The 18,264-nt window shown below is 76.6% G+C and carries 17 protein-coding genes; 12 read left to right on the forward strand and 5 right to left on the reverse strand.

Annotated elements, in window-relative coordinates:
* Window positions 1-99 precede the first annotated feature (99 nt).
* Window positions 100-1,065: a LysR family transcriptional regulator gene (locus ACIP60_RS15480; RefSeq protein ID WP_400683995.1), complete on the forward strand. Its 966-nt coding sequence runs from the start codon at window positions 100-102 to the stop codon at window positions 1,063-1,065.
* A 120-nt stretch (window positions 1,066-1,185) separates the two neighbouring features.
* On the opposite strand, the gene ACIP60_RS15485 is transcribed toward ACIP60_RS15480, so the two are convergent.
* On the reverse strand, window positions 1,186-1,800 hold the full coding sequence (locus ACIP60_RS15485) for a YceI family protein (RefSeq protein ID WP_400683998.1): 615 nt from the start codon (window positions 1,798-1,800) through the stop codon (window positions 1,186-1,188).
* A 201-nt stretch (window positions 1,801-2,001) separates the two neighbouring features.
* Here ACIP60_RS15485 and ACIP60_RS15490 point away from each other — a divergent pair, with 201 nt between their 5' ends.
* The 4 genes from ACIP60_RS15490 (at window position 2,002) to ACIP60_RS15505 (ending at window position 8,412) form a co-directional block, all read left to right on the forward strand.
* Window positions 2,002-3,066: an AAA family ATPase gene (locus ACIP60_RS15490; RefSeq protein WP_400684000.1), complete on the forward strand. Its 1,065-nt coding sequence runs from the start codon at window positions 2,002-2,004 to the stop codon at window positions 3,064-3,066.
* Window positions 3,063-4,877, forward strand: coding sequence for a hypothetical protein (locus tag ACIP60_RS15495; RefSeq protein WP_400684002.1), 1,815 nt, complete (start codon window positions 3,063-3,065; stop codon window positions 4,875-4,877). The genes ACIP60_RS15490 and ACIP60_RS15495 overlap by 4 nt, the downstream gene beginning before the upstream one ends.
* Window positions 4,878-5,182: 305 nt before the next feature.
* Entirely contained in the window at window positions 5,183-8,242 is a 3,060-nt protein-coding gene (locus ACIP60_RS15500; protein WP_400684004.1) for an SNF2-related protein, read from the forward strand.
* 5 nt (window positions 8,243-8,247) lie between these two features.
* A complete protein-coding gene (locus ACIP60_RS15505) occupies window positions 8,248-8,412 on the forward strand; it encodes a hypothetical protein (RefSeq protein WP_400684006.1) in 165 nt (54 codons plus the stop codon).
* 24 nt (window positions 8,413-8,436) lie between these two features.
* On the opposite strand, the gene ACIP60_RS15510 is transcribed toward ACIP60_RS15505, so the two are convergent.
* A complete protein-coding gene (locus tag ACIP60_RS15510; RefSeq protein ID WP_400684008.1) occupies window positions 8,437-9,267 on the reverse strand; it encodes an alpha/beta fold hydrolase in 831 nt (276 codons plus the stop codon).
* Between the two features lie 55 nt (window positions 9,268-9,322).
* Window positions 9,323-9,478 carry an HAD-IA family hydrolase gene (locus tag ACIP60_RS15515; protein WP_400684010.1) on the reverse strand — a complete coding sequence of 52 codons (156 nt, stop codon included), beginning with the start codon at window positions 9,476-9,478 and terminating at the stop codon, window positions 9,323-9,325.
* A gap of 68 nt (window positions 9,479-9,546) precedes the next feature.
* Between ACIP60_RS15515 and ACIP60_RS15520 the strand changes: the two genes are divergently transcribed.
* From ACIP60_RS15520 to ACIP60_RS15530, 3 genes are all read left to right on the forward strand, one after another.
* Window positions 9,547-9,927, forward strand: coding sequence for a helix-turn-helix domain-containing protein (locus ACIP60_RS15520; protein ID WP_400684012.1), 381 nt, complete (start codon window positions 9,547-9,549; stop codon window positions 9,925-9,927).
* A gap of 87 nt (window positions 9,928-10,014) precedes the next feature.
* Window positions 10,015-10,566 (forward strand): hypothetical protein, encoded by a 552-nt coding sequence (locus ACIP60_RS15525; protein WP_282206114.1) that lies wholly within the window; start codon window positions 10,015-10,017, stop codon window positions 10,564-10,566.
* Window positions 10,567-10,629: 63 nt separating this feature from the next.
* Window positions 10,630-10,992: a DUF2516 family protein gene (locus tag ACIP60_RS15530; protein ID WP_100837617.1), complete on the forward strand. Its 363-nt coding sequence runs from the start codon at window positions 10,630-10,632 to the stop codon at window positions 10,990-10,992.
* A gap of 176 nt (window positions 10,993-11,168) precedes the next feature.
* Here ACIP60_RS15530 and ACIP60_RS15535 read toward each other — a convergent pair whose 3' ends face one another.
* Window positions 11,169-12,794: a PP2C family protein-serine/threonine phosphatase gene (locus ACIP60_RS15535; protein ID WP_400684016.1), complete on the reverse strand. Its 1,626-nt coding sequence runs from the start codon at window positions 12,792-12,794 to the stop codon at window positions 11,169-11,171.
* Between the two features lie 227 nt (window positions 12,795-13,021).
* Here ACIP60_RS15535 and ACIP60_RS15540 point away from each other — a divergent pair, with 227 nt between their 5' ends.
* Together ACIP60_RS15540 and ACIP60_RS15545 are read left to right on the forward strand one after the other, a co-directional pair.
* Window positions 13,022-13,549 carry an O-acetyl-ADP-ribose deacetylase gene (locus ACIP60_RS15540; RefSeq protein WP_400684017.1) on the forward strand — a complete coding sequence of 176 codons (528 nt, stop codon included), beginning with the start codon at window positions 13,022-13,024 and terminating at the stop codon, window positions 13,547-13,549.
* Between the two features lie 327 nt (window positions 13,550-13,876).
* On the forward strand, window positions 13,877-15,118 hold the full coding sequence (locus ACIP60_RS15545; protein ID WP_400684019.1) for a Cys-Gln thioester bond-forming surface protein: 1,242 nt from the start codon (window positions 13,877-13,879) through the stop codon (window positions 15,116-15,118).
* 145 nt (window positions 15,119-15,263) lie between these two features.
* Here the strand turns inward: ACIP60_RS15545 and ACIP60_RS15550 are convergent, their stop codons facing one another.
* Complete coding sequence (locus ACIP60_RS15550) at window positions 15,264-16,088, reverse strand: class I SAM-dependent methyltransferase (protein ID WP_400684022.1); 825 nt, start codon at window positions 16,086-16,088, stop codon at window positions 15,264-15,266.
* 200 nt (window positions 16,089-16,288) lie between these two features.
* Here ACIP60_RS15550 and mshA point away from each other — a divergent pair, with 200 nt between their 5' ends.
* Together mshA and ACIP60_RS15560 are read left to right on the forward strand one after the other, a co-directional pair.
* The gene (mshA, locus tag ACIP60_RS15555; protein WP_100837621.1) at window positions 16,289-17,641 is read left to right on the forward strand and encodes a D-inositol-3-phosphate glycosyltransferase; all 1,353 of its coding nucleotides are present in this window, start codon (window positions 16,289-16,291) and stop codon (window positions 17,639-17,641) included.
* A 102-nt stretch (window positions 17,642-17,743) separates the two neighbouring features.
* Window positions 17,744-18,259: a YbjN domain-containing protein gene (locus tag ACIP60_RS15560; RefSeq protein WP_400684024.1), complete on the forward strand. Its 516-nt coding sequence runs from the start codon at window positions 17,744-17,746 to the stop codon at window positions 18,257-18,259.
* The last annotated feature ends 5 nt before the right edge of the window (window positions 18,260-18,264 follow it).

Below are 18,264 nucleotides of genomic sequence, written 5' to 3' on the forward strand. Positions count from 1 at the left end.
GAGGAGTGGGGGGACGGCTCCAGCCTCGGGGCGGGGGAGCGGGGGCGTCCAACACCCGCTCCGCCGGATTCACCGCCTCCTGTTGTTAATCTTCCGCCCGTGCCCCGCGACCTCCACCCCCGCCTGCTGCGCAGCTTCGCCGCCGTCGCCGAGTCCCTGCACTTCGGCCGCGCCGCCGAGCGGCTGCACCTGGCCCAGCAGGCCGTCAGCCGCGACGTCCAGGCGCTGGAGCGGCAGTTGGGCTGCGTGCTGCTGCACCGCTCCACCCGCAGCGTCGAGTTGACCGAGGCGGGCGCGGCGCTGCTGCCGAAGGCGCGCCAACTGCTGGAACTCCAGGCCGAGATCACTGCGCTGGGCGACACCCGGGCGCTGCTGGTGGACGTCAACAGCCCCGGCGGGGAGCGGGAGTTCACCGCCGAACGGGTGCTGGCCGCGGCCCGCCGGCGCTGTCCGGAGGCCGAACTGCTGGCCCGCTACCACGGCGGACTCACCGCCGCCGCGCGGGAGTTGGCCGCGCACCGGCTGGACGCCTCGTTCGGCCGGTACGCCGGGCTGCCCGCCGCCGACCGGGCCCGGCTGGTGCACGCGCCGGTCCGGCTGGTGCCGATGGCGGTCTTCCTGCCGCTCGGGCACCCGTTGGCCGCGCTGCCCGCCGTCCCGCTGGCGGCGCTCGCCGGGCACCCGGTGGACGTGTTCGCCGGGCAGCCCGCCACCGCCGAGTGGACCGACCTCGGCGGGCGGCTGCTCGCCGAGCACGGCCTGGCCGCCGCGCCCGGGCGCACCCCGCCGGTCGGGCCGGCCGAGTTCGCCCGCTACCTGGCCCGGCACGGCAGCCCGGTGCTCACCACCGTCGAGGCGCACGACATCCCCGGCGGGGTGGCCCGTCCGCTGGTCGACCCGGTGCCGCTCAGCCTGCTCGGCCTGGTGCACCGCGCGGGGTCGCGCCACCCCGGGCTGGCCGCGCTGCGCGCCTGCGCGGCCGAACTCGCCGCCGCCGAGGGCTGGTTGCGCCGCCCGCCGGGCAGTTGGCTGCCGGCCGAGGACGCGGCGCTGCTGCCCGGCTGAGCGCTCCGGGAGCGGCGGCGCGGGAGCGGCGTTCCTTCCGCGGGAGACGGCGGCGCCCCCGCCGAGGGGACGGCGGGGGCGGGACCGGGGCGGCCGGACGCGCGGCCGGGGCGGGCGGGTTCAGGAGGCCCGGACGGCGGAGACGTCCAGGGTCAGCTTGACCTTCTCGCCGATCAGCACGCCGCCGGTCTCCAGCGCGGCGTTGTAGGTCAGGCCCCAGGAGGTGCGGTCGACGGTGGTGCCGCCCTCGAAGCCGACCCGCTCGGCGCCGTACACGTCGGTGGCCGCGCCGGTGAACTCCAGGTCGAGGGCGACCGGGCGGGTGGTGCCCTTGATGGTCAGGTCGCCGTGCAGGCGGTAGGTGTCGCCGTCGACCCGCTCGGCGGAGGTCGAGGTGAAGGTGATCTCCGGGTGCGCGGCGGCGTCGAAGAAGTCGCCGGTGCGCAGGTGCTCGTCGCGCTGGGCCTGGCCGGTGCTGATCGAGGCGACCTTGATGACCAGTTCGGCGGTGGACGCGGCCGGGTTCGAGCCGTCCAGGTGCAGCTTGCCCTCGTACTCGGCGAACTCGCCGCGGACGTTGGTGACCATGGCGTGCCGGACCGCGAAGCCGATCTTGGAGTGCGCGGCGTCGATGGCGTAGTCGCCGGTCAGGTGGGCCAGGTCCGGGCCCTGGACGGCCGGGACGGTGGCGGTGGCGGTGGCGGCGGTGTTCTTGCTGCGGTTGAAGATGCCCATGGCTGCTCTCCTCGGGACGGGGATCGAAGCCTTTTGTTGAGGCTTCAACTTGTTCACGCGGTTCACCGTACGCCGATGTGGTTCAAGTTTCAACCATGATGGTGAAAGTTGAACCATCTCGCCGGAAAACCGGGTGCGCCCGCCCGCGCCGCCGTCCAGACTGGCCGCCGGAACCCCGAACCCCCCTCCCTCAGGAGAGCTGTGCAGTCCGCCGTCACCGTCTCGCCGTCCCAGGTCCCCGAGCTGCTGCTCGGACTCGCCACCGTGCGGCCGGTGTTCCTCTGGGGCGCACCGGGCATCGGCAAGTCCTCGCTGGTCAACCGGTTCGCCGAGTCGCTCGGCCTGGAGTGCGTCTCGCTGCTCGGCACCCAGCTCGCCCCCGAGGACCTGATCGGCGTCCCGCAGATCACCCCCGAGGGCCGCTCCCGGTTCTGCCCGCCCGAGTCGATCGCCCGCGAGCAGCCGTACTGCCTGTTCCTGGACGAGCTGAACGCCGCCACCCCCGACGTGCAGAAGGCGTTCTACTCGCTGATCCTCGACCGCCGGATCGGGACCTACGAGCTGCCGCCCGGCTCGATCGTGATCGGCGCGGGCAACCGGGCCACCGACGGCGCGCTCGCCCGCCCGATGCCGTCCGCGCTGCTCAACCGCCTGGTCCACGTCCACCTGCGGGCCAGCTCCGACGACTGGCTCGGCTGGGCCGCCGGGCACGGCATCCACCCGTGGATCACCGACCACCTGACCGACCGGCCCGACCACCTGTGGTCCGCCCCGCCGAAGACCGAGGAGCCGTTCTCCACCCCGCGCGCCTGGCACATGCTCTCCGACGCGCTGCACTCCTTCGGCCCCGGCCTCGACGAGGGCACCCTCAAGGTGCTCGCCCACGGCCTGCTCACCCCCGCCCACGCCGTCGCCTTCTGCGGCTACGCCAAGATCGTCCGCAACGCGTACGGACTGGACGCGATCATGAAGGGCGACGCCTCCTGGCCGCACCGGATCGAGGACCGCGACCTGCTCTACTACCTCGCCGACTCCTTCCGCGGCCGCCTGGTCAAGGAGCTGCCCGCCCGCAAGGAGCACGCCTCGCCGACCGTCCGGCAGCACGCGTACCGCTCCAAGTCGCTGCTGGTGCAGCTCGCCGAGATCTCCGTCGAGGTCGCCCAGACCGTGATCGCCGACGGGCCCGACGGCAACCCCGTGCTGCCGTCCTGGTTCCTGATCGAGGCCGCCCGCGACCTGCCCCGCCTGGTCGAGGCCCGCCGGTGAGCCGCGCCCGCCGCCCCGCCGCCGAGCCCGCGAAGGTCGACCCCGTCGAGGCCGCGTTCCTCGCCGGCCGGGCCAGGGTCGCCGGCAACCCCGCGCTCGCAGCCGTCCCCGCCGCACTCTGCCGGCTGGACGAGCGGGACTGCCCGCTGCACCCCGCCACCGGCTGGGTCACCGCCGACTCGCACGGCAACCTGCACCACAACCGGCGCCGCCGCGCCGAACCCGAGGAGTGGGCCTGGGCCCTCGCCCACGCCCTGCTCCACCTCGGCTTCGGCCACCTCCCCGCCGAACGCGGCCCCCGCGTCCAGCCCGACGCCGCCGGCCTCGCCGCCCGCTGCGCCGTCGTCAACCGCTTCCTCGCCACCTTCCCGATCGGCCGCGCCCCCGACGACCTGCCCGCCGGCTGGCCCGGCGGCGACGAGGAGGAACTCGCCGCCCGCTGGCGCCGCGACGGCGTCCCCGCCGAGTACCGGGCCTGCGGCACCGGCGGCGACCGCCCCGACCAGCACCTGGAACGCTGGGTCGCGCACCAGGACCCGCCGGACTGGACCCTCGCCTTCGCCCACGCCCTCACCCGCACCGTCTCCGCCGCCATGGACGTCGCCGGGGGCCGCCGCGAGACCCACGACGGCGCCCGCCTCCCGCAGCGCCCCTGGGAACGCGCCCTCGGCTGGTTCGTCTCCAGCTACCCGCTGCTCGGCGGCCTCGCCGCCGGACTCACCCTGGTCGCCGACGCCGAACTCGCCCGCGCCCACGGCATCACCATCGCCGCCGTCAACGCCGAAGCCGGCGAGATCTACCTCAACCCGCTGCGCCACCACACCGACGAGGAGTGGCGCTTCGTCCTCGCCCACGAGATGCTGCACGCCGCCCTCCGCCACGGCGACCGGGCCGGCGGCCGCGACCCGTACCTGTTCAACGTCGCCGCCGACTACGTCATCAACGGCTGGCTGCTGGAGATGGACATCGGCGAGATGCCCGAAGGGCTGCTCCACGACCCGGAGTTGAGGGGGCTCTCGGCCGAGGAGGTCTACGACCGGATCGCCCGCGACCAGCGCCGCCTGCGCCGCCTCGCCACCCTGCGCGGCAAGGGCCTCGGCGACATCCTCGGCGAACCCCTGCCCCGCACCGGCGGACGCGGCTACGTCGACCTGGACGACTTCTACCGGCGCGGCCTCCAGCAGGGCTTCGACCTGCACGTCCGCGACCGCGGCCTGCTGCCCGCCGGGCTGGTCGACGAGATCCGCGCCCTGGCCCAGCCGCCGCTGCCATGGGACGCCCGACTCGCCCGCTGGTTCGACGAGTTCGTCCCCCGCCCCGAACCGCTGCGCTCCTACGCCCGCCCCTCCCGCCGGCAGTCCGCCAGCCCCGACATCCCGCGCGCCGGACGCCACCACCCGGACGAGGAGACCCCGCGCTGCACCTTCGGCGTCCTGCTCGACACCTCCGGCTCGATGGACCGCGTCCTGCTCGGCAAGGCGCTCGGCGCGATCGCCTCCTACGCCGCCGCCCGCGACGTCCCCGCGGCCCGGGTCGTCTTCTGCGACGCCGCCCCCCACGACGCGGGCTACCTGCCGGTGGCCGAACTCGCCGGCCGGGTCCGGGTCCGCGGCCGCGGCGGCACCGTCCTGCAACCCGGCGTCGACCTGCTCGCCCGCGCCCCCGACTTCCCCGCCACCGCCCCGCTGCTGATCATCACCGACACCGACTGCGACACCCTGCGCGTCCCGCGCCGCGAACACGCCTACCTCGTCCCGCGCGGCGCGACGCTGCCGTTCACCCCGCGGGGGCCGGTGTTCCACCTGCGCTGAAACGCGAGGGCGACGGGGGGCGAAACCAGGGGCGCGAGGTCACCTGCGCATCAGCGCGCGGACGGGGGGCGGGGAACCGCGCGCAGCGGGAGCCGCACGCCGGCGGGGTCGCGGTGGGGGCGGTCGGTTGCCGTTTCGCCGCGATCTCGCGGTGCGTGCCCGGTCGCTCGCGCAGTTCCCCGGCGCCCAGGTGCCGCGGCCCGGTCGCGCAGCGGTTCTCCCCGCGCCCCCGCCCGTGCGTTCCGGGGCGTGTCGGCGGGTCGACCTAAGCTGGAGGGTCCGCGCCCGATCCCCCGGAGGTCCCGATGTACGTCCTGCACGCCCAGTGGCGGGCCGACGGGCGGCTCGGGGTGTGGGCGGAGGACGCCGCGGCGTTCCGGGGGCGGGCGGTGGAGGGGGCGCGGCACCCGTTCGCGTGTGCGGCGGGGGAGGTCGCGGAGCTGCTCGCGGCGGTCGGGCCGGGCCCGGCCTGGCTGGCGGAGCGCGGGGACGAGCGCTGGCTGACACTGCGGCTGCCGACGCTCGGCTCGCGGCCGACGCCCTCGCCCGACCTTCCGGTGGGTTCCACCGCCAGGGGCCTGGAGCTGCGGCCGTGGCGGGTCCCGGCGCTGCTGTTCGACCGGCCGGAGGCGGCGCAGCTGCTCGGCGAGCTGTTCGACCCGTACTGGCCCGGCAGCACCGTCGAGCTGCCCGGCGGCCGGGCGGCGGAGCTCGCGTACGGGGCGTCGCTGCGCTGGCTGACGGGCGTGCACGACCTGGCCTGGCGGCTGGCCGGGCGGGGGCGGGTGCTGCCCGCGCTGGTGGCGGAGCCCGGCGGGTGGGCGGCCCGCTGGCGGCCCGCGTTCGACCCGGCGGCCCGCCGGGAGGCCCGCGCGCTGGCGGCCGGGTGCCCGCCGGTCGCCCGCGCCGAGGACGGCCACGAGCCCACCGGCGGCGCCCTGTTCGACACCGTGCTGGACGCGCTCACCGACCACGAGACCCGGGTCGCGCTCGGGCCCGACGCACCGGCGCCCCCCGGTGGGCCCGCCTGGGTCGCCGCCCTGCGCGGCCCGGACGCCCGGCTGCCCGCCCCGCCCGACCCGGCGCAGGTCGCCCGCCTCGCCGCCGCCGCGGCCGGCACCGGGCCGGAAGGCCGCCTCCGGCTGGCCTTCCGGCTCGCCGAGCCGCTCGGCACCGCCGCCGACGACCCGGACGCCACCGTGGTGGACGAGACCTGGCGGCTGGACGTGCTGCTCGGCCCGGTCGACCGGCCCTCGCTGCTGCTGCCCGCCGCCGAACTCTGGTCCGACGGGCCGGGCGCGGCGGCGCTGGCCCGGGCGGTGGACGACCCGGTCGAGGCGTACCGCGCCGAACTCGACCGCGCCGCACGGGCGTTCCCCGCGCTGCGGGCCGCCCTGCACCGCACCCGCCCCACCGGCCTCGACCTCGACCGGGCCGGGGCACTGGCCTTCCTGCGCGACACCGCCCCCGCGCTCGCCGCCGCCGGGCACGGCGTGCTGCTGCCCGCCTGGTGGCACCGCCGCCCCCGCCTCGGCCTGGCCGCCACCGCGCAGGCCGCCCCCGTCCCCGGCTCCGTCCGGCGCGCCGCCCAGGCCGACCGGGACGCCGTACTGGACTTCCGCTGGCAGCTCGCCGTCGGGCAACAGCCTCTCACCCGGCAGGAGTTGGACGAGATCGCGGCCGCCCAGGCGGGCCTGGTCCGGTTCCGCGGCCGGTGGATCGAGGTGGACGCCGCCCAGCTCGCCGCCGCCCTGCGCTTCCTCGCCGCCCGCCGCGACGACCCCCGGCTCGACGCCGCCGCCCTGCTCCGCCTCGCCCACGAGGACGGCGCCGTGGTCGACGGCCTCCCGGTCACCGCCGTGCACGCCGAGGGCCCGCTCGGCGACCTGCTGGCCGGCCGCCTCGGCCGCCTCCCCGGCGCGCACCGCACCCCGGCCCCGCCCGGCTTCACCGGCACCCTCCGCCCGTACCAGGAGCGCGGGTTGGCCTGGCTGGACGCCCTCGGGCGGCTCGGCCTCGGCGCCGTGCTCGCCGACGACATGGGCCTCGGCAAGACCGTCCAGACCCTCGCCCTGCTCGCCCTCGAACACGCCCGCGGCGCCCGCGGCCCCGTCCTGCTGGTCTGCCCCACCTCGCTGGTCGGCAACTGGCGGCGCGAGGCCGCCCGGTTCGCCCCCCGGCTGCGGGTCCAGCTCCACCACGGCTCCGACCGGACCCGGCCCGACCCCGCCGCCGACCTGGTGGTCACCAGCTACGGCGTCCTCCAGCGCGACGCCGCCGCGCTGCGCGCCGTGCACTGGCGCCGGGTCGTCGCCGACGAGGCCCAGCACGTCAAGAACCGGGCCGCCCGGCAGTCCCGCGCGCTGCGCGCGCTGCGCTCCGGCCCCCGGATCGCGCTCACCGGCACCCCGGTCGAGAACCGCCTCGCCGAGCTGCACACCGTCCTCGACTTCGCCAACCCCGGCCTGTTCGGCACCCCCGAAGCCTTCCGCGAGCACTACGCCGTCCCCATCGAGCAGTCCGGCAACCGGGACGCCGCGGCCCGGCTCCAGCGGCTCACCGCGCCGTTCCTGCTGCGCCGCCTCAAGAGCGACCCCGAGATCGGCGGCCAGCTCCCCGCCAAGCAGGAGTTCACCGTCCGCTGCACCCTCACCCCCGAGCAGGCCGGCCTCTACCAGGCCGTCGTCGCCGACCTGCTCGACCGCCTCGGCGGCATCCGCGGCGTCGAACGCAAGGGCGCGGTGCTGGCCGCCCTCGGCCGGCTCAAGCAGGTCTGCAACCACCCCGCCCAACTGCTGCGCGACAAGTCGCCGTTGGGCGGCCGCTCCGGCAAGGTCGAACGGCTGGTCGAGCTGCTCCGGGAGGCCCTGGCGGCGGGCGACCGGGCGCTGGTCTTCACCCAGTACGCCGAGTTCGGCGCGCTGCTCCAGCCCCACCTGCGCCGCCGCCTCGGCACCCCCGTCCCCTACCTGCACGGCGGGCTCACCGCGCCGCGCCGCCAGGAACTCGTCGACCGCTTCCAGGACCCGGACGGGCCGGGGGTGTTCCTGCTCTCGCTGAAGGCCGGCGGCACCGGGCTCAACCTCACCGCCGCGAACCAGGTCGTCCACCTCGACCGCTGGTGGAACCCGGCCACCGAGGACCAGGCCACCGACCGCGCCCACCGGATCGGGCAGCGCCGCGACGTCCAGGTCCGCAAGCTGGTGTGCACCGGCACCATCGAGGAGCGAATCGCCGAACTCATCGACAGCAAACGGGAGTTGGCCGAGTCGGTGGTCGGCGCCGGGGAGAGCTGGCTGACCGAGCTCCCCACCGACCGGCTCCGCGAACTGCTCACCCTCCCCACCGACGCCACCGGGGACTGACCGCCATGGACCTCCCGCTCGACCAGTGCCTCGACACCTTCTGGCACGGCGACTTCACCCTCCACGACCCGCCCCCCGCCCCGCCCGACCCGGCCCCCGCCGCCCTCGCCGACCTCGACCCCGACCTGGCGGCGCTCCTCGCCCCGCTCTACCGGCGGCTGATCGGATGAGGGCCGCCCCGCGCTGCCGCGCCTTCACGGCTGGTCGAGGAACTCCCTTACCAGGGCGGTGAATTCGACCGGTGCCTCCACCCAGGGCCGGTGGCCGACCTCGGGGAGGACGGCGAGGCGGGCGCGGGGGTGGAGAGCGGCGGCCAGCCTCGCCGGGGCGGTGCCGATCATCCCGTCCCGGCCACCGGCGACCACCAGGACCGGCACCGGCACCGGTCGGCCCCCGGCCTCGTCCGAGCCCGCGTAGAACGCGTCCCGCATCCAGGGCGCGGCCGGCACCGGCTCCGGGTCGAACGCCGCGGCGCGGGCCGTCCCGTCCCAACGGCCCCAGAAGAACGGCGTGATCCGCCGGACCAGCTCCGCCGGGTCGCCCGCGCCACCGGCCAGCAGGACGTCCGCCTCGGCCGCGTCCGGGTACCAGGGCTCCGCCGAGCGCGCGGCCCGGATGGCGGCGAGTTCCGCCCGGTCCGGCTCCCGGGCCGCCCGGCCGACCGGGGTGACCAGCACCAGCGACCGTACGCGGTGCGGGAATTCGGCGGCGTAGCGCTGCGCGGTGAGCGCCCCCGCCGAGTGCCCGAGCAGGTCGACGCGTTCCGCCCCGAGGTGTTCCCTGAGTGCCTCCACGTCCGCGGCCTGGGCGCCGAACGCGCAGCTCGCCCGGTCGACGGGCGCCGCCGACCGGCCGCAGCCCCGGGGGTCGAGCCGGATCAGCCGCCGGTGGGCGTCCAGCCCGCCGAGGGTGCCGAGGTAGCGGGAGTCCATGCCGGGACCGCCGGGGACCGCCACCAGCGGCGCGCCGTCGCCGAACCGCTCGTAGTGGAGGGCGGTCCCGTCGTACCCGTGGAAGATCGTCATGACCCCGGATGGTGACACGCCCCGCCCGGACGCGGCAGGCGGTTCCACGGTGCGGTCAGCGCAGGCCGTGACCGTCGAGCACCGCGCGCAGGCCGTCCGCACCGCGGTGGTGGTGGACGCGCATGCCGAGGTCGCGGGCGGCGGCGAGGTGGCCGGCGGTGTCGTCGACGAACAGGCAGCGGCGCGGCGGGACACCGGCCCGTTCGGCCACTGAGCGGCGCGCTCGCTGGCGCTAGCAGCCTGCTTGCAATTGCAAGCGGAGCGGTGCACACTGCCCGTATGGCGTCACTGAACGTGGGCTCGCTGGGCGAGTACATCCGGGAGCAACGGCGGAGCGCGCAGTACTCGTTGCGGCAGCTGGCCGAGGTGGCCGGGGTGTCCAACCCGTACCTGAGCCAGATCGAGCGCGGGCTGCGCAAGCCCAGCGCGGAGATCCTCCAGCAGATCGCCAAGGCGTTGCGGATCTCGGCGGAGACGCTGTACGTGCAGGCCGGGATCCTGGAGGAGCGGGACGGGGCGGGGCCGGGGCTGCGGTCCGCGATCCTGGACGATCCGCTGATCAACGAGCGGCAGAAGCAGGCCCTGCTGTCGGTGTACGAGGCGTTCCTGAAGGAGAACCAGGCCGCCCGTCCGCCGGACCCCGCCCCCGCCCCCGCGTGACCAGAGCCGACCGAACGACCAGACCTGCGTGACCGACGCCCCGCGCGACCCGACCGCGCGGCGGCACCCCGACCGGGAGGAACCGACATGCCGATCAGCGACGAGTTCAAGAAGACCCTCACCGACCCGACCCCGCTGTACGCCCTGGCCGGCGCCGGCGACCTCGCGTACGAGAAGCTCCGCGAGGTGCCCGCCCAGCTGGAGGCGCTCGCCGCCGACCGCAAGGGCACCCAGGAGCGGGCCGCCGCCGCCTTCCAGGACGCGGGCGCCGCGCTGGCCGGCGCGCAGGCGAAGGTCACCGAGGCGGTCAACGCGCTGCCCACCGACGTGAAGGAACTCCAGGCCAAGGCGCAGGAGTTCGCGATGCAGCAGGTCGGCCGGGCGCTGGAGTTCGCGGTGAAGGCCAAGGAGGTCTACGACGAGCTGGCCGTCCGCGGCCGCACCGTGGTGGACACCGCCAACGCCCCGAAGGACGGCGAGCCGCAGGCGTCGGCCGAGGCGGACGCGCCGGTCGAGGAGGTCGTGGTGGAGGAGGTCGTGATCGCCGAGGTCGTGGTGGACGAGGAGCCCGCCGCGCCGAAGCCCGCCGCGAAGAAGGCCCCCCGGGCCCGCAAGGGCGCCGCCGCCGACCAGGAGTGACCGGCGCGCGGCGGGAACGCCGCGCCGTCGGGGGCCGTTGACTCGGCCGGTGGCCGTGCCAGGATGGAAGAAAGAGTGAGGAGCCCCTCGGTGCAGATCCTGTACGTCAACCTCCTGAACCCGTTGTGGTGGGTCGCCACGGCGATCATCTGTTTCAAGGTGTTCGCGCTCGGCGACGCGGTGTTCCGCCGGGAGGACGCGTACCGGGCGGCCGACAAGAAGACCAAGGGCTTCTGGGTGGTCCTGCTGAGCGTCGTCCTGCTCTGGGACCTGCTGTTCGGCGCCAACCCGATCACCGGCCTGCTGACGCTGGCCGGCCTGGTCGCCGCGATCGTCTACGTGGTGGACGTCCGCCCCGCGATCAAGCTGATCACCGACGGCCGCGGCGGCGGTCGCGGCAACCAGGGCCCTTACGGCCCCTGGTGACGCGGCGCCGGCGCCCGGACGAGGGCGCGGACGCGGGCCTGCGGAGTACGACGGAGAAGCGTGCCGAGCGCGACGGAGAAGAGGGCGGCCCCGGGTGGGGCCGCCCTCCGGCGTCTCCGGGCGCGGACGGGCCGTTCGGCTCCGCCGCTGGACGGACGGGCGCGGGCGGGCCGCGCTCAGCCCATGATCACCGGCACCGGGTTGCGCTCCAGCAGCAGCACCGCGACGTCGTCGGTGAGCGCCCCGCCGTTCAGCTCCTCGACCTCGGCGATCGCGGAGTCGACCAGTCGGCCGCGCGTCAGACCGGCGGCCTGGTGGTCGGCGATCAGCTCGATCAGGCCCTCCTGGCCCAGGCGCGGCGAACCGGCCCCGACCTTGCCCTCGACCAGGCCGTCGGTGTACATCAGCAGCCGCCAGCCGGGCGGCAGTTCGACCTGGAGGGCGGGCCAGACCGAGTGCGTCGCGTCGCAGGGCAGCAGGCCCAGCGCCGGACCGGCCTGGTCGAGCGGGAGCAGGACGGGCGGGCCGTCGGGGCCGAGCAGCAGCGGCGCGGGGTGCCCGGCCAGGTACAGCTCGGCGGTCTCGGGGCCGCCGTCCGCGGTGGGGGCATCCAGCACGACCATGCAGAGGGTCGCGAAGATCTCGTCGCTGCGGCGCTCGTGCTCCAGCACGTGCTGGAGGGTGGTCAGCAGGGGCTGGCCGGTCAGCCCGGCGAACACCAGCGTCCGCCACGCTATCCGCAGCGCGACGCCGAGCGCGGCCTCGTCGGGGCCGTGACCGCAGACGTCGCCGATCACCACGTGCACCCGGCCGTCCTTGGTGCGGACGGCGTCGTAGAAGTCGCCGCCGAGCAGGGCGCGGCGGCGGCCCGGGCGGTAGCGGCGGGTGAAGGACAGGTTCGCGCCGTCCAGCAGCGGGGTGGGCAGCAGGTGGCGCTGGAGCCGGGCGTTCTCCTGGCCGCGGATCTCGGCCTCGACCAGGCGGCGCTGCGACTCGTCGGCGCGCTTGCGCTCCACCGCGTAGCGCAGCGCGCGGGCCAGCAGCGGGCCGCCGGTGTCCTGCCGGAGCAGGAAGTCCTGGGCGCCCGCGGCGACCGCGGCGGCGCCCAGCTCGGCTCCGGCGGCGTCGGTGAGCACCACCACGGCGGTGTGCGGGGCGCGCAGCAGCAACTCCCGCAGGCCGTCCAGCCGGTCGTCGGCGCCGGCCGCCGGGCCGACGCCCTCGGCGAAGCCGTCGGGGAGGCCGTCCGGGAGGCCGGTGGAGAAGCCGTCGGCGAACCCCGGGGCGAAGTCCTCGGCGAAGCCGCCGCCGGGGGCCGGGGCGCCATCGGGACCGGAAGCGGAAGCGGAACCGGGGCCCGGGTCGGCGGAGGTGCCGGTGGTGGCGGGCTCGCCGAGGTCGAGCAGGACGCACTGGAAGTCGGTGCCGCGCGGCCCGCGGCGACCGCTGCCGGGCAGCGGCGGCAGGGCGGCGAGGGCCTCCCGGATGCCGTCCACCCGGTGCAGTTCGGCGTGCTGCCCCAGCTCGGCGGCCAGCGAGTCGAACAGGGTGTGCTCGGGCCCGTCGGCCTCCACCACCAGGACGCGGAAGTCGGCGGCGGGCCGGGACGGCTCGGCGGCCCCCGGGGTGCTGCGCGGATGCGGTATCGGCGCCGGGCCGGCGTTCCGGGCCGGGGGCTGACCGGCGGTCTGGCCGGTCGGGCCGGTGCGCTGCGCGCTGTGGGCGCGGCGGCCGCGGCTGCGTTCGGCGGTTCCGGCGCTGCTGGTCGCGTCGGGTGCCCGCCCGTCTCCCGTAGCGGGCATCGGTCGGTCCTTCCTTTCCCCGACGGACCAACGGCTGGTGTCCGTCCGCAGTGCCCGGGTGGCACCGGGCATCGGGGGGCTTCCCGCGACCATAACGTGATCTCCGAGGATTTCTTCGACTGAGCGGCGCGGATGTGGTTATTGCCACGCGTGTGGTGGCGGCTTTGCCTAGGGTTTCCGTGGCTTTCCGCCACGGCGGGACCGGAACTGACTGGAGGTGAGCAGCGGTGACACAGATCACGCTGGTGCAGGGTGACATCACGGAACAGCAGGTGGACGTGGTGGTGAACGCCGCCAACAGCTCGCTGTTGGGCGGCGGCGGGGTGGACGGGGCGATCCACCGCCGGGGCGGGCCGGAGATCCTCGCCGAGTGCCGCGAACTGCGGGCCTCGCGCTACGCCGAGGGACTCCCGACCGGTCAGGCCGTGGCCACCACGGCGGGGCGGCTGCCGGCCCGCTGGGTGGTGCACACCGTCGGCCCGGTGTACCGGGCGGAGGACTACCGGCAGCGCGCGGAGCTGCTGGCCTCGTGCTATCGGGAGTCCCTTCGGGTCGCGGTCGGGCTGGGGGCGCGGACGGTGGCCTTCCCGGCGGTCTCGGCCGGGATCTTCGGCTGGCCGCTGGACGATGCCGCTCGGATCGCGCTGACGGCCGTGGCCGAGGAGGGCCCGGACCTGGACGAGGTGCGCTTCGTGCTGTTCGGCGCCGACGCGTACGAGTCGTTCGAACGAGTCCGGCGGGAGCTGGCGGGCTGACGGGCGGGCTGACGGGCGAGCTGGCGCGCCGACCGTCTGACGGTCACTCAGGGGCCGCTGGAACGGCCGCCCGAGCGGTTCCATGGTGGCGTGACGGGGCGTCAACACGCCAGAGAAAATCGATAACTCGTTCGAGTGAACTGTCGAACGGGTGCTCGGATCGCCCCGCGGCGGGGTCCGGCGGGCGGTCGGCCGGTCCCGGGGTGCCGCCGCCGTTCCTGCGCCGACCGGGTGACCGCCCGCCCGCGCCGGGTGAGGCGGTGCCCCCGGCCTCCCCCCGCTGCCTACCGTGAGACGGCCGCTGCCCACCTCCCGGGATGGTGATCCGTGTACGTACGCGCAACCCGTCTTGTCGCTCTCGTCTCCACCGCGCTGCTGGCCCTGTGCCTGCTCCCGGGGACGGCCTCCGCCCGGTGGGAACCGCCGGCCGGGCCGGCCGCCCCGGCCGCGAACCCCCCGGCCGCGATGGTGATCACGGCCGCCACGGGGCCGGGCCAGACCTACGGCGGCTTCGAGGCCCCCGCCTCCTTCGACCCGCTGTCCGGGTACCCCGCACCCGGCTACAGCACGGTCGGGTACACCCCGGTCGACCCGGGCTTCGGCGGGATCATCTACGGCACCGCCACCACCGGCACCCGCCTGGAGCTGTACTGCGTGGACCTCAACACCTCGACCGGGACGGGCATCCCCTACGACCCGGGCACCTGGTCGCTGACCGACGTGCCCAACCTCGGCCTCGTGATGCGCGTCCTCACCCAGTACTACCCGGTGACGGGCGAGCCCGCCGCCGCGAGCGGCGACGCCCAGCGGGCCGCCGCCGTCCAGGCCGCCGTCTGGTTCTTCACCGACCGGTTCGTCCTCGCCACCGGCGACCCCAGGTTCGCGCTGACCTCGGCGATCGTCACCCGGGTGATCGGCCAGGGCCCGCTGTCCGAACCGGCCGCCCCCCTCGCGATCGACGGCCCCGGTACGGCGGTGACCGGCGGGATCACCGGCCCGTACACCGTCCGGGGCGGTGCGGGTGACGCCGTGCTCACCGCCACCGGCGGGGACCTGTTCGCCGACGCCGACGGCACCCGGCCGATCGCCGACGGCGCCACCCTCCCGGCCGGGGACCCGTTCTGGTTCCGCCCGTCCGCGCCGGGCTCCGCCCGGATCCGGGCCGCCGCCACCGCACAGAGCCCGGTCGGCCAGGCGTTCGTCTACGCCCCCGTCGATCCGGCCGATCCCGACCCGGCCGACGCCCAGCGGCTCGTCCTCGCCCGGGCCGCCGCCGTCGCCAACCAGGCCGAACTGACCGTCACCGTCAACGCCCCGTCCCCCAGCCCCTCCCCGTCTCCGAGCCCCAGCCCCAGCCCTTCCCCGAGCCCCAGTCCCAGCCCCAGCCCCTCGCCCTCGTCCAGCACCCCGGCGCCCAGCCCCACCCACTCCCACAGCCACGGCCCGCACCCCGCCCTTCCCGACACCGGTGCGAGCGCCCCGGTCCTGTCGATCGCCTCGGCCGCGCTGGCCCTGTGCGCGCTCGGCGCGACCGTCCTGGTGCTCTCCCGCAGGCGCCGGCGCCACTGAGCCCCCGGCCGGGGCGCCGCTGAGGCCGCCGCCGGACCCGCGCCCCGCCGTGTGACGGGCCGCCGCTCGACCACCGGGCGGCGGCCCGTTCCGCGTGCCCGGCGGGGCGCACGACCCGTGCGGACCGCCCCGGACCAGGCCGGGCTCAGCGCGGGGCCAGCGCGGCCCAGTCCACCGTCAGCTCGCCCTGCCGCCGCCGGGCCGGGGCGTCCCGCAGCGGCCAGTCCGCGGCCAGCGCCGCGCAGGTCGCCGCCCAGCGCTGCCGGGCCCCGAACGCCCCCAGCGGCGCGGCCGCCGCCCAGGCCCGGTCGAAGTCGCGCAGGAAGGAGTGCACCGGGCGCCCCGGCACGTTGTGGTGGATCAGCGCCTTCGGCAGCCGCTCGGCCAGGTCGGACGGCCGCTCCAGGTCGGCCAGCCGGGCCGCGAAGGTCACCGTGCGCGGCCCCTCCGGGCCGAGCGCCACCCAGACGTGCCGCCGCCCGATCTCGTCGCAGGTGCCCTCCACCAGCAGCCCGTCCGGGGCCAGCCGCCCGCACAGCCGGGCCCAGACCTCGGCCACCCGGTCCTCGTCGTACTGCCGCAGCACGTTCGCCGCCCGGATCAGCTGGGCCCGCGCCCCGCCGTCCAGCGGCACCTCGAAGCCGCCCCGGCGGAACTCCAGCAGCGGCGGCTCGGCCATCGGCAGCGCCGCCGCGACCCGGGCCGGGTCGATCTCGATCCCGACCACCCGGACGTCCGCCCGCACCGCCCGCAGCCGCGCGGACAGCTCCACCGCCGTCCACGGCGCCGCGCCGTACCCCAGGTCCACCGCGACCGGCGGGGCCGCCGACGCCCGCAGCGCCCGGCCCGCGGTGTACGCGATCCACCGGTCCATCCGCCGCAGCCGGTTGGTGTTCGTGGTGCCCCGGGTGATCGTCCCCACCGGCCGGCTCGACCGGCCCCGGGACAGCGGCGTGTCGCGTGCGGCCATGGGCACCAAGCGTACGCAGCCGGTCCGCCCGCACCGGCACCCGCACCCGCCCCGGCGCCCGTCCCGCGTCCGCTGGCGGGAATACGACGACGCGTTCCCCGGTTGCCCTGGCTGACGTCCCTCCGCCCGCTGCCGCCGGCCGCGGGCGGCGGCACGAGAAGAGCAGACCAGACGGCCGGCGCACAGGGAGGCTTCCGCAGGTGACCCAGCACCTCGTCCGCACGTCCCGCCGGGAGCCGCGCCGCACCGCACCCGCGGCACCCGCCGCGACCGCGCCCCCCGCCCCGGCCCGCGCCCGCCGGCCGCGCCGGATCGCGATGCTGAGCGTCCACACCTCGCCGCTGCACCAGCCCGGCACGGGGGACGCCGGCGGGATGAACGTGTACATCGTGGAGCTGGCCAAGCGCCTCGCCGAGCTGGACATCGAGGTCGAGGTGTTCACCCGCGCCGTCAGCTCGGACGACCCGCCCGCCGTCGAGCTCGCCCCCGGCGTGCTGGTCCGGCACGTCACGGCCGGGCCGTACGAGGGCCTGTTCAAGGAGGACCTGCCGGCCCAGCTGTGCGCCTTCACGCACGGCGTGCTGCGCACCGAGGCCGGCCACCGCCCCGGCTACTACGACCTGGTGCACTCGCACTACTGGCTCTCCGGCCAGGTCGGCTGGCTGGCCGCCGAGCGCTGGGGCGTCCCGCTGGTGCACACCATGCACACCATGGCCAAGGTGAAGAACGCGGCGCTCGCCGAGGGCGACACCCCGGAGCCCGCCGCCCGGGTGATCGGCGAGACCCAGGTGGTCGGCGCCGCCGACCGGCTGATCGCCAACACCGCGGAGGAGGCCGCCGAGCTGGCCCACCACTACGCCGCCCGCCCCGACCAGCTGGCCGTCGTCCACCCCGGCGTGAACCTGGACGTCTTCCGCCCTGACGGCCCCGACTCCCGGGCCGCCGCCCGGGCCCGGCTCGGCCTGCCGCAGGGCGCGGCGGTGCTGCTGTTCGCGGGCCGGATACAGCCCCTCAAGGCGCCCGACGTCCTGCTCAAGGCCGTCGCCCGGCTGCTGGACCGGCACCCCCGGCTGCGCGAGCGCCTGGTGGTCCCGGTGGTCGGCGGCCCCTCCGGCACCGGCCTGGCCCGCCCCGAGAGCCTGCACAAGCTGGCCGCCCAGCTCGGCATCGGCGACGTGGTCCGCTTCCACCCGCCGGTCGACCAGCCCCGCCTGGCCGACTGGTACCGGGCCGCCACCGCCCTGGTGATGCCCTCCCACAGCGAGTCCTTCGGCCTGGTCGCCCTGGAGGCCCAGGCCTGCGGCACCCCCGTGGTCGCCGCCGCCGTCGGCGGCCTCCCGGTCGCCGTCCGCGACGGCCGCACCGGCACCCTCGTCCCCGGCCACGACCCGGAAGCCTGGGCCCGCGCCCTGCACCCCTACGTCGCCGACCCCTCCCTCACCCCCGTCCGGGGCGCCGCCGCCGCCCGCCACGCCGCCGCCTTCGGCTGGCTCACCGCGGCCGGTGCCACCGCGGAGGTCTACACGGGGGCGATGTCCGCGGCCCGGGTCTGACGCGACGGCCCGGGGCCCGAGCGGCGGCGCGGGTCCGCTGTGACGGCGCGCACGCGGGCCCCGCGGGCGCGGGCCGGGCGGCCGGGGGGCTAGCGTGGGGCCATGGCTGCCAAGGACGACGCACTCACCCTCCTGCGCGCCGCGCTCGACCAGGCCGGGGTGGCCTGGGAGCCGGCCGCCGCCGATCCGTACACCGTGGTCGCCGCGCTGCCGGGGACGCGCAAGCTCTCCACGGCGTGCGCGCTGCGGATCGGGGACCACACGCTGTCGGTGAACGCGTTCGTGATCCGGCGGCCGGACGAGAACCACGAGGCGTTCCACCGCTGGCTGCTGGAGCGCAACACCAGGATGTTCGGCGTCGCGTACGCGGTCGACCCGCTCGGCGACGTCTACCTGGTCGGCCGGCTGCCGCTGGAGGCGCTGACCCCGGACGCGGTGGACCGGCTGCTGGGCAGCGTGCTGGAGAACGCCGACGAGCCGTTCAACACCCTGCTGGAGCTGGGCTTCGCGACCGCGATCCGGCGCGAGTGGGAGTGGCGCACCAAGCGCGGCGAATCCACCCGCAACCTCGCGGAGTTCGCGCACCTGGCGAGCGGGAACCCGCCCGCCGGGGACTGAGCCCG

The organism is Kitasatospora sp. NPDC088783, from assembly GCF_044750705.1.
GTDB lineage: Bacteria > Actinomycetota > Actinomycetes > Streptomycetales > Streptomycetaceae > Kitasatospora > Kitasatospora fiedleri.

What these genes read in the sequence shown, in the direction of transcription:
- ACIP60_RS15560 (WP_400684024.1), top strand. Translation starts at nt 17,744, where the DNA reads ATGGCTGCCAAGGACGACGCACTCACCCTCCTGCGCGCCGCGCTCGAC.
- ACIP60_RS15520 (WP_400684012.1), top strand. Translation starts at nt 9,547, where the DNA reads ATGGCGTCACTGAACGTGGGCTCGCTGGGCGAGTACATCCGGGAGCAA.
- ACIP60_RS15485 (WP_400683998.1), bottom strand. Translation starts at nt 1,800, where the DNA reads ATGGGCATCTTCAACCGCAGCAAGAACACCGCCGCCACCGCCACCGCC.
- ACIP60_RS15535 (WP_400684016.1), bottom strand. Translation starts at nt 12,794, where the DNA reads ATGCCCGCTACGGGAGACGGGCGGGCACCCGACGCGACCAGCAGCGCC.
- ACIP60_RS15510 (WP_400684008.1), bottom strand. Translation starts at nt 9,267, where the DNA reads ATGACGATCTTCCACGGGTACGACGGGACCGCCCTCCACTACGAGCGG.
- ACIP60_RS15525 (WP_282206114.1), top strand. Translation starts at nt 10,015, where the DNA reads ATGCCGATCAGCGACGAGTTCAAGAAGACCCTCACCGACCCGACCCCG.
- ACIP60_RS15550 (WP_400684022.1), bottom strand. Translation starts at nt 16,088, where the DNA reads ATGGCCGCACGCGACACGCCGCTGTCCCGGGGCCGGTCGAGCCGGCCG.
- ACIP60_RS15500 (WP_400684004.1), top strand. Translation starts at nt 5,183, where the DNA reads ATGTACGTCCTGCACGCCCAGTGGCGGGCCGACGGGCGGCTCGGGGTG.
- ACIP60_RS15530 (WP_100837617.1), top strand. Translation starts at nt 10,630, where the DNA reads ATGGAAGAAAGAGTGAGGAGCCCCTCGGTGCAGATCCTGTACGTCAAC.
- ACIP60_RS15505 (WP_400684006.1), top strand. Translation starts at nt 8,248, where the DNA reads ATGGACCTCCCGCTCGACCAGTGCCTCGACACCTTCTGGCACGGCGAC.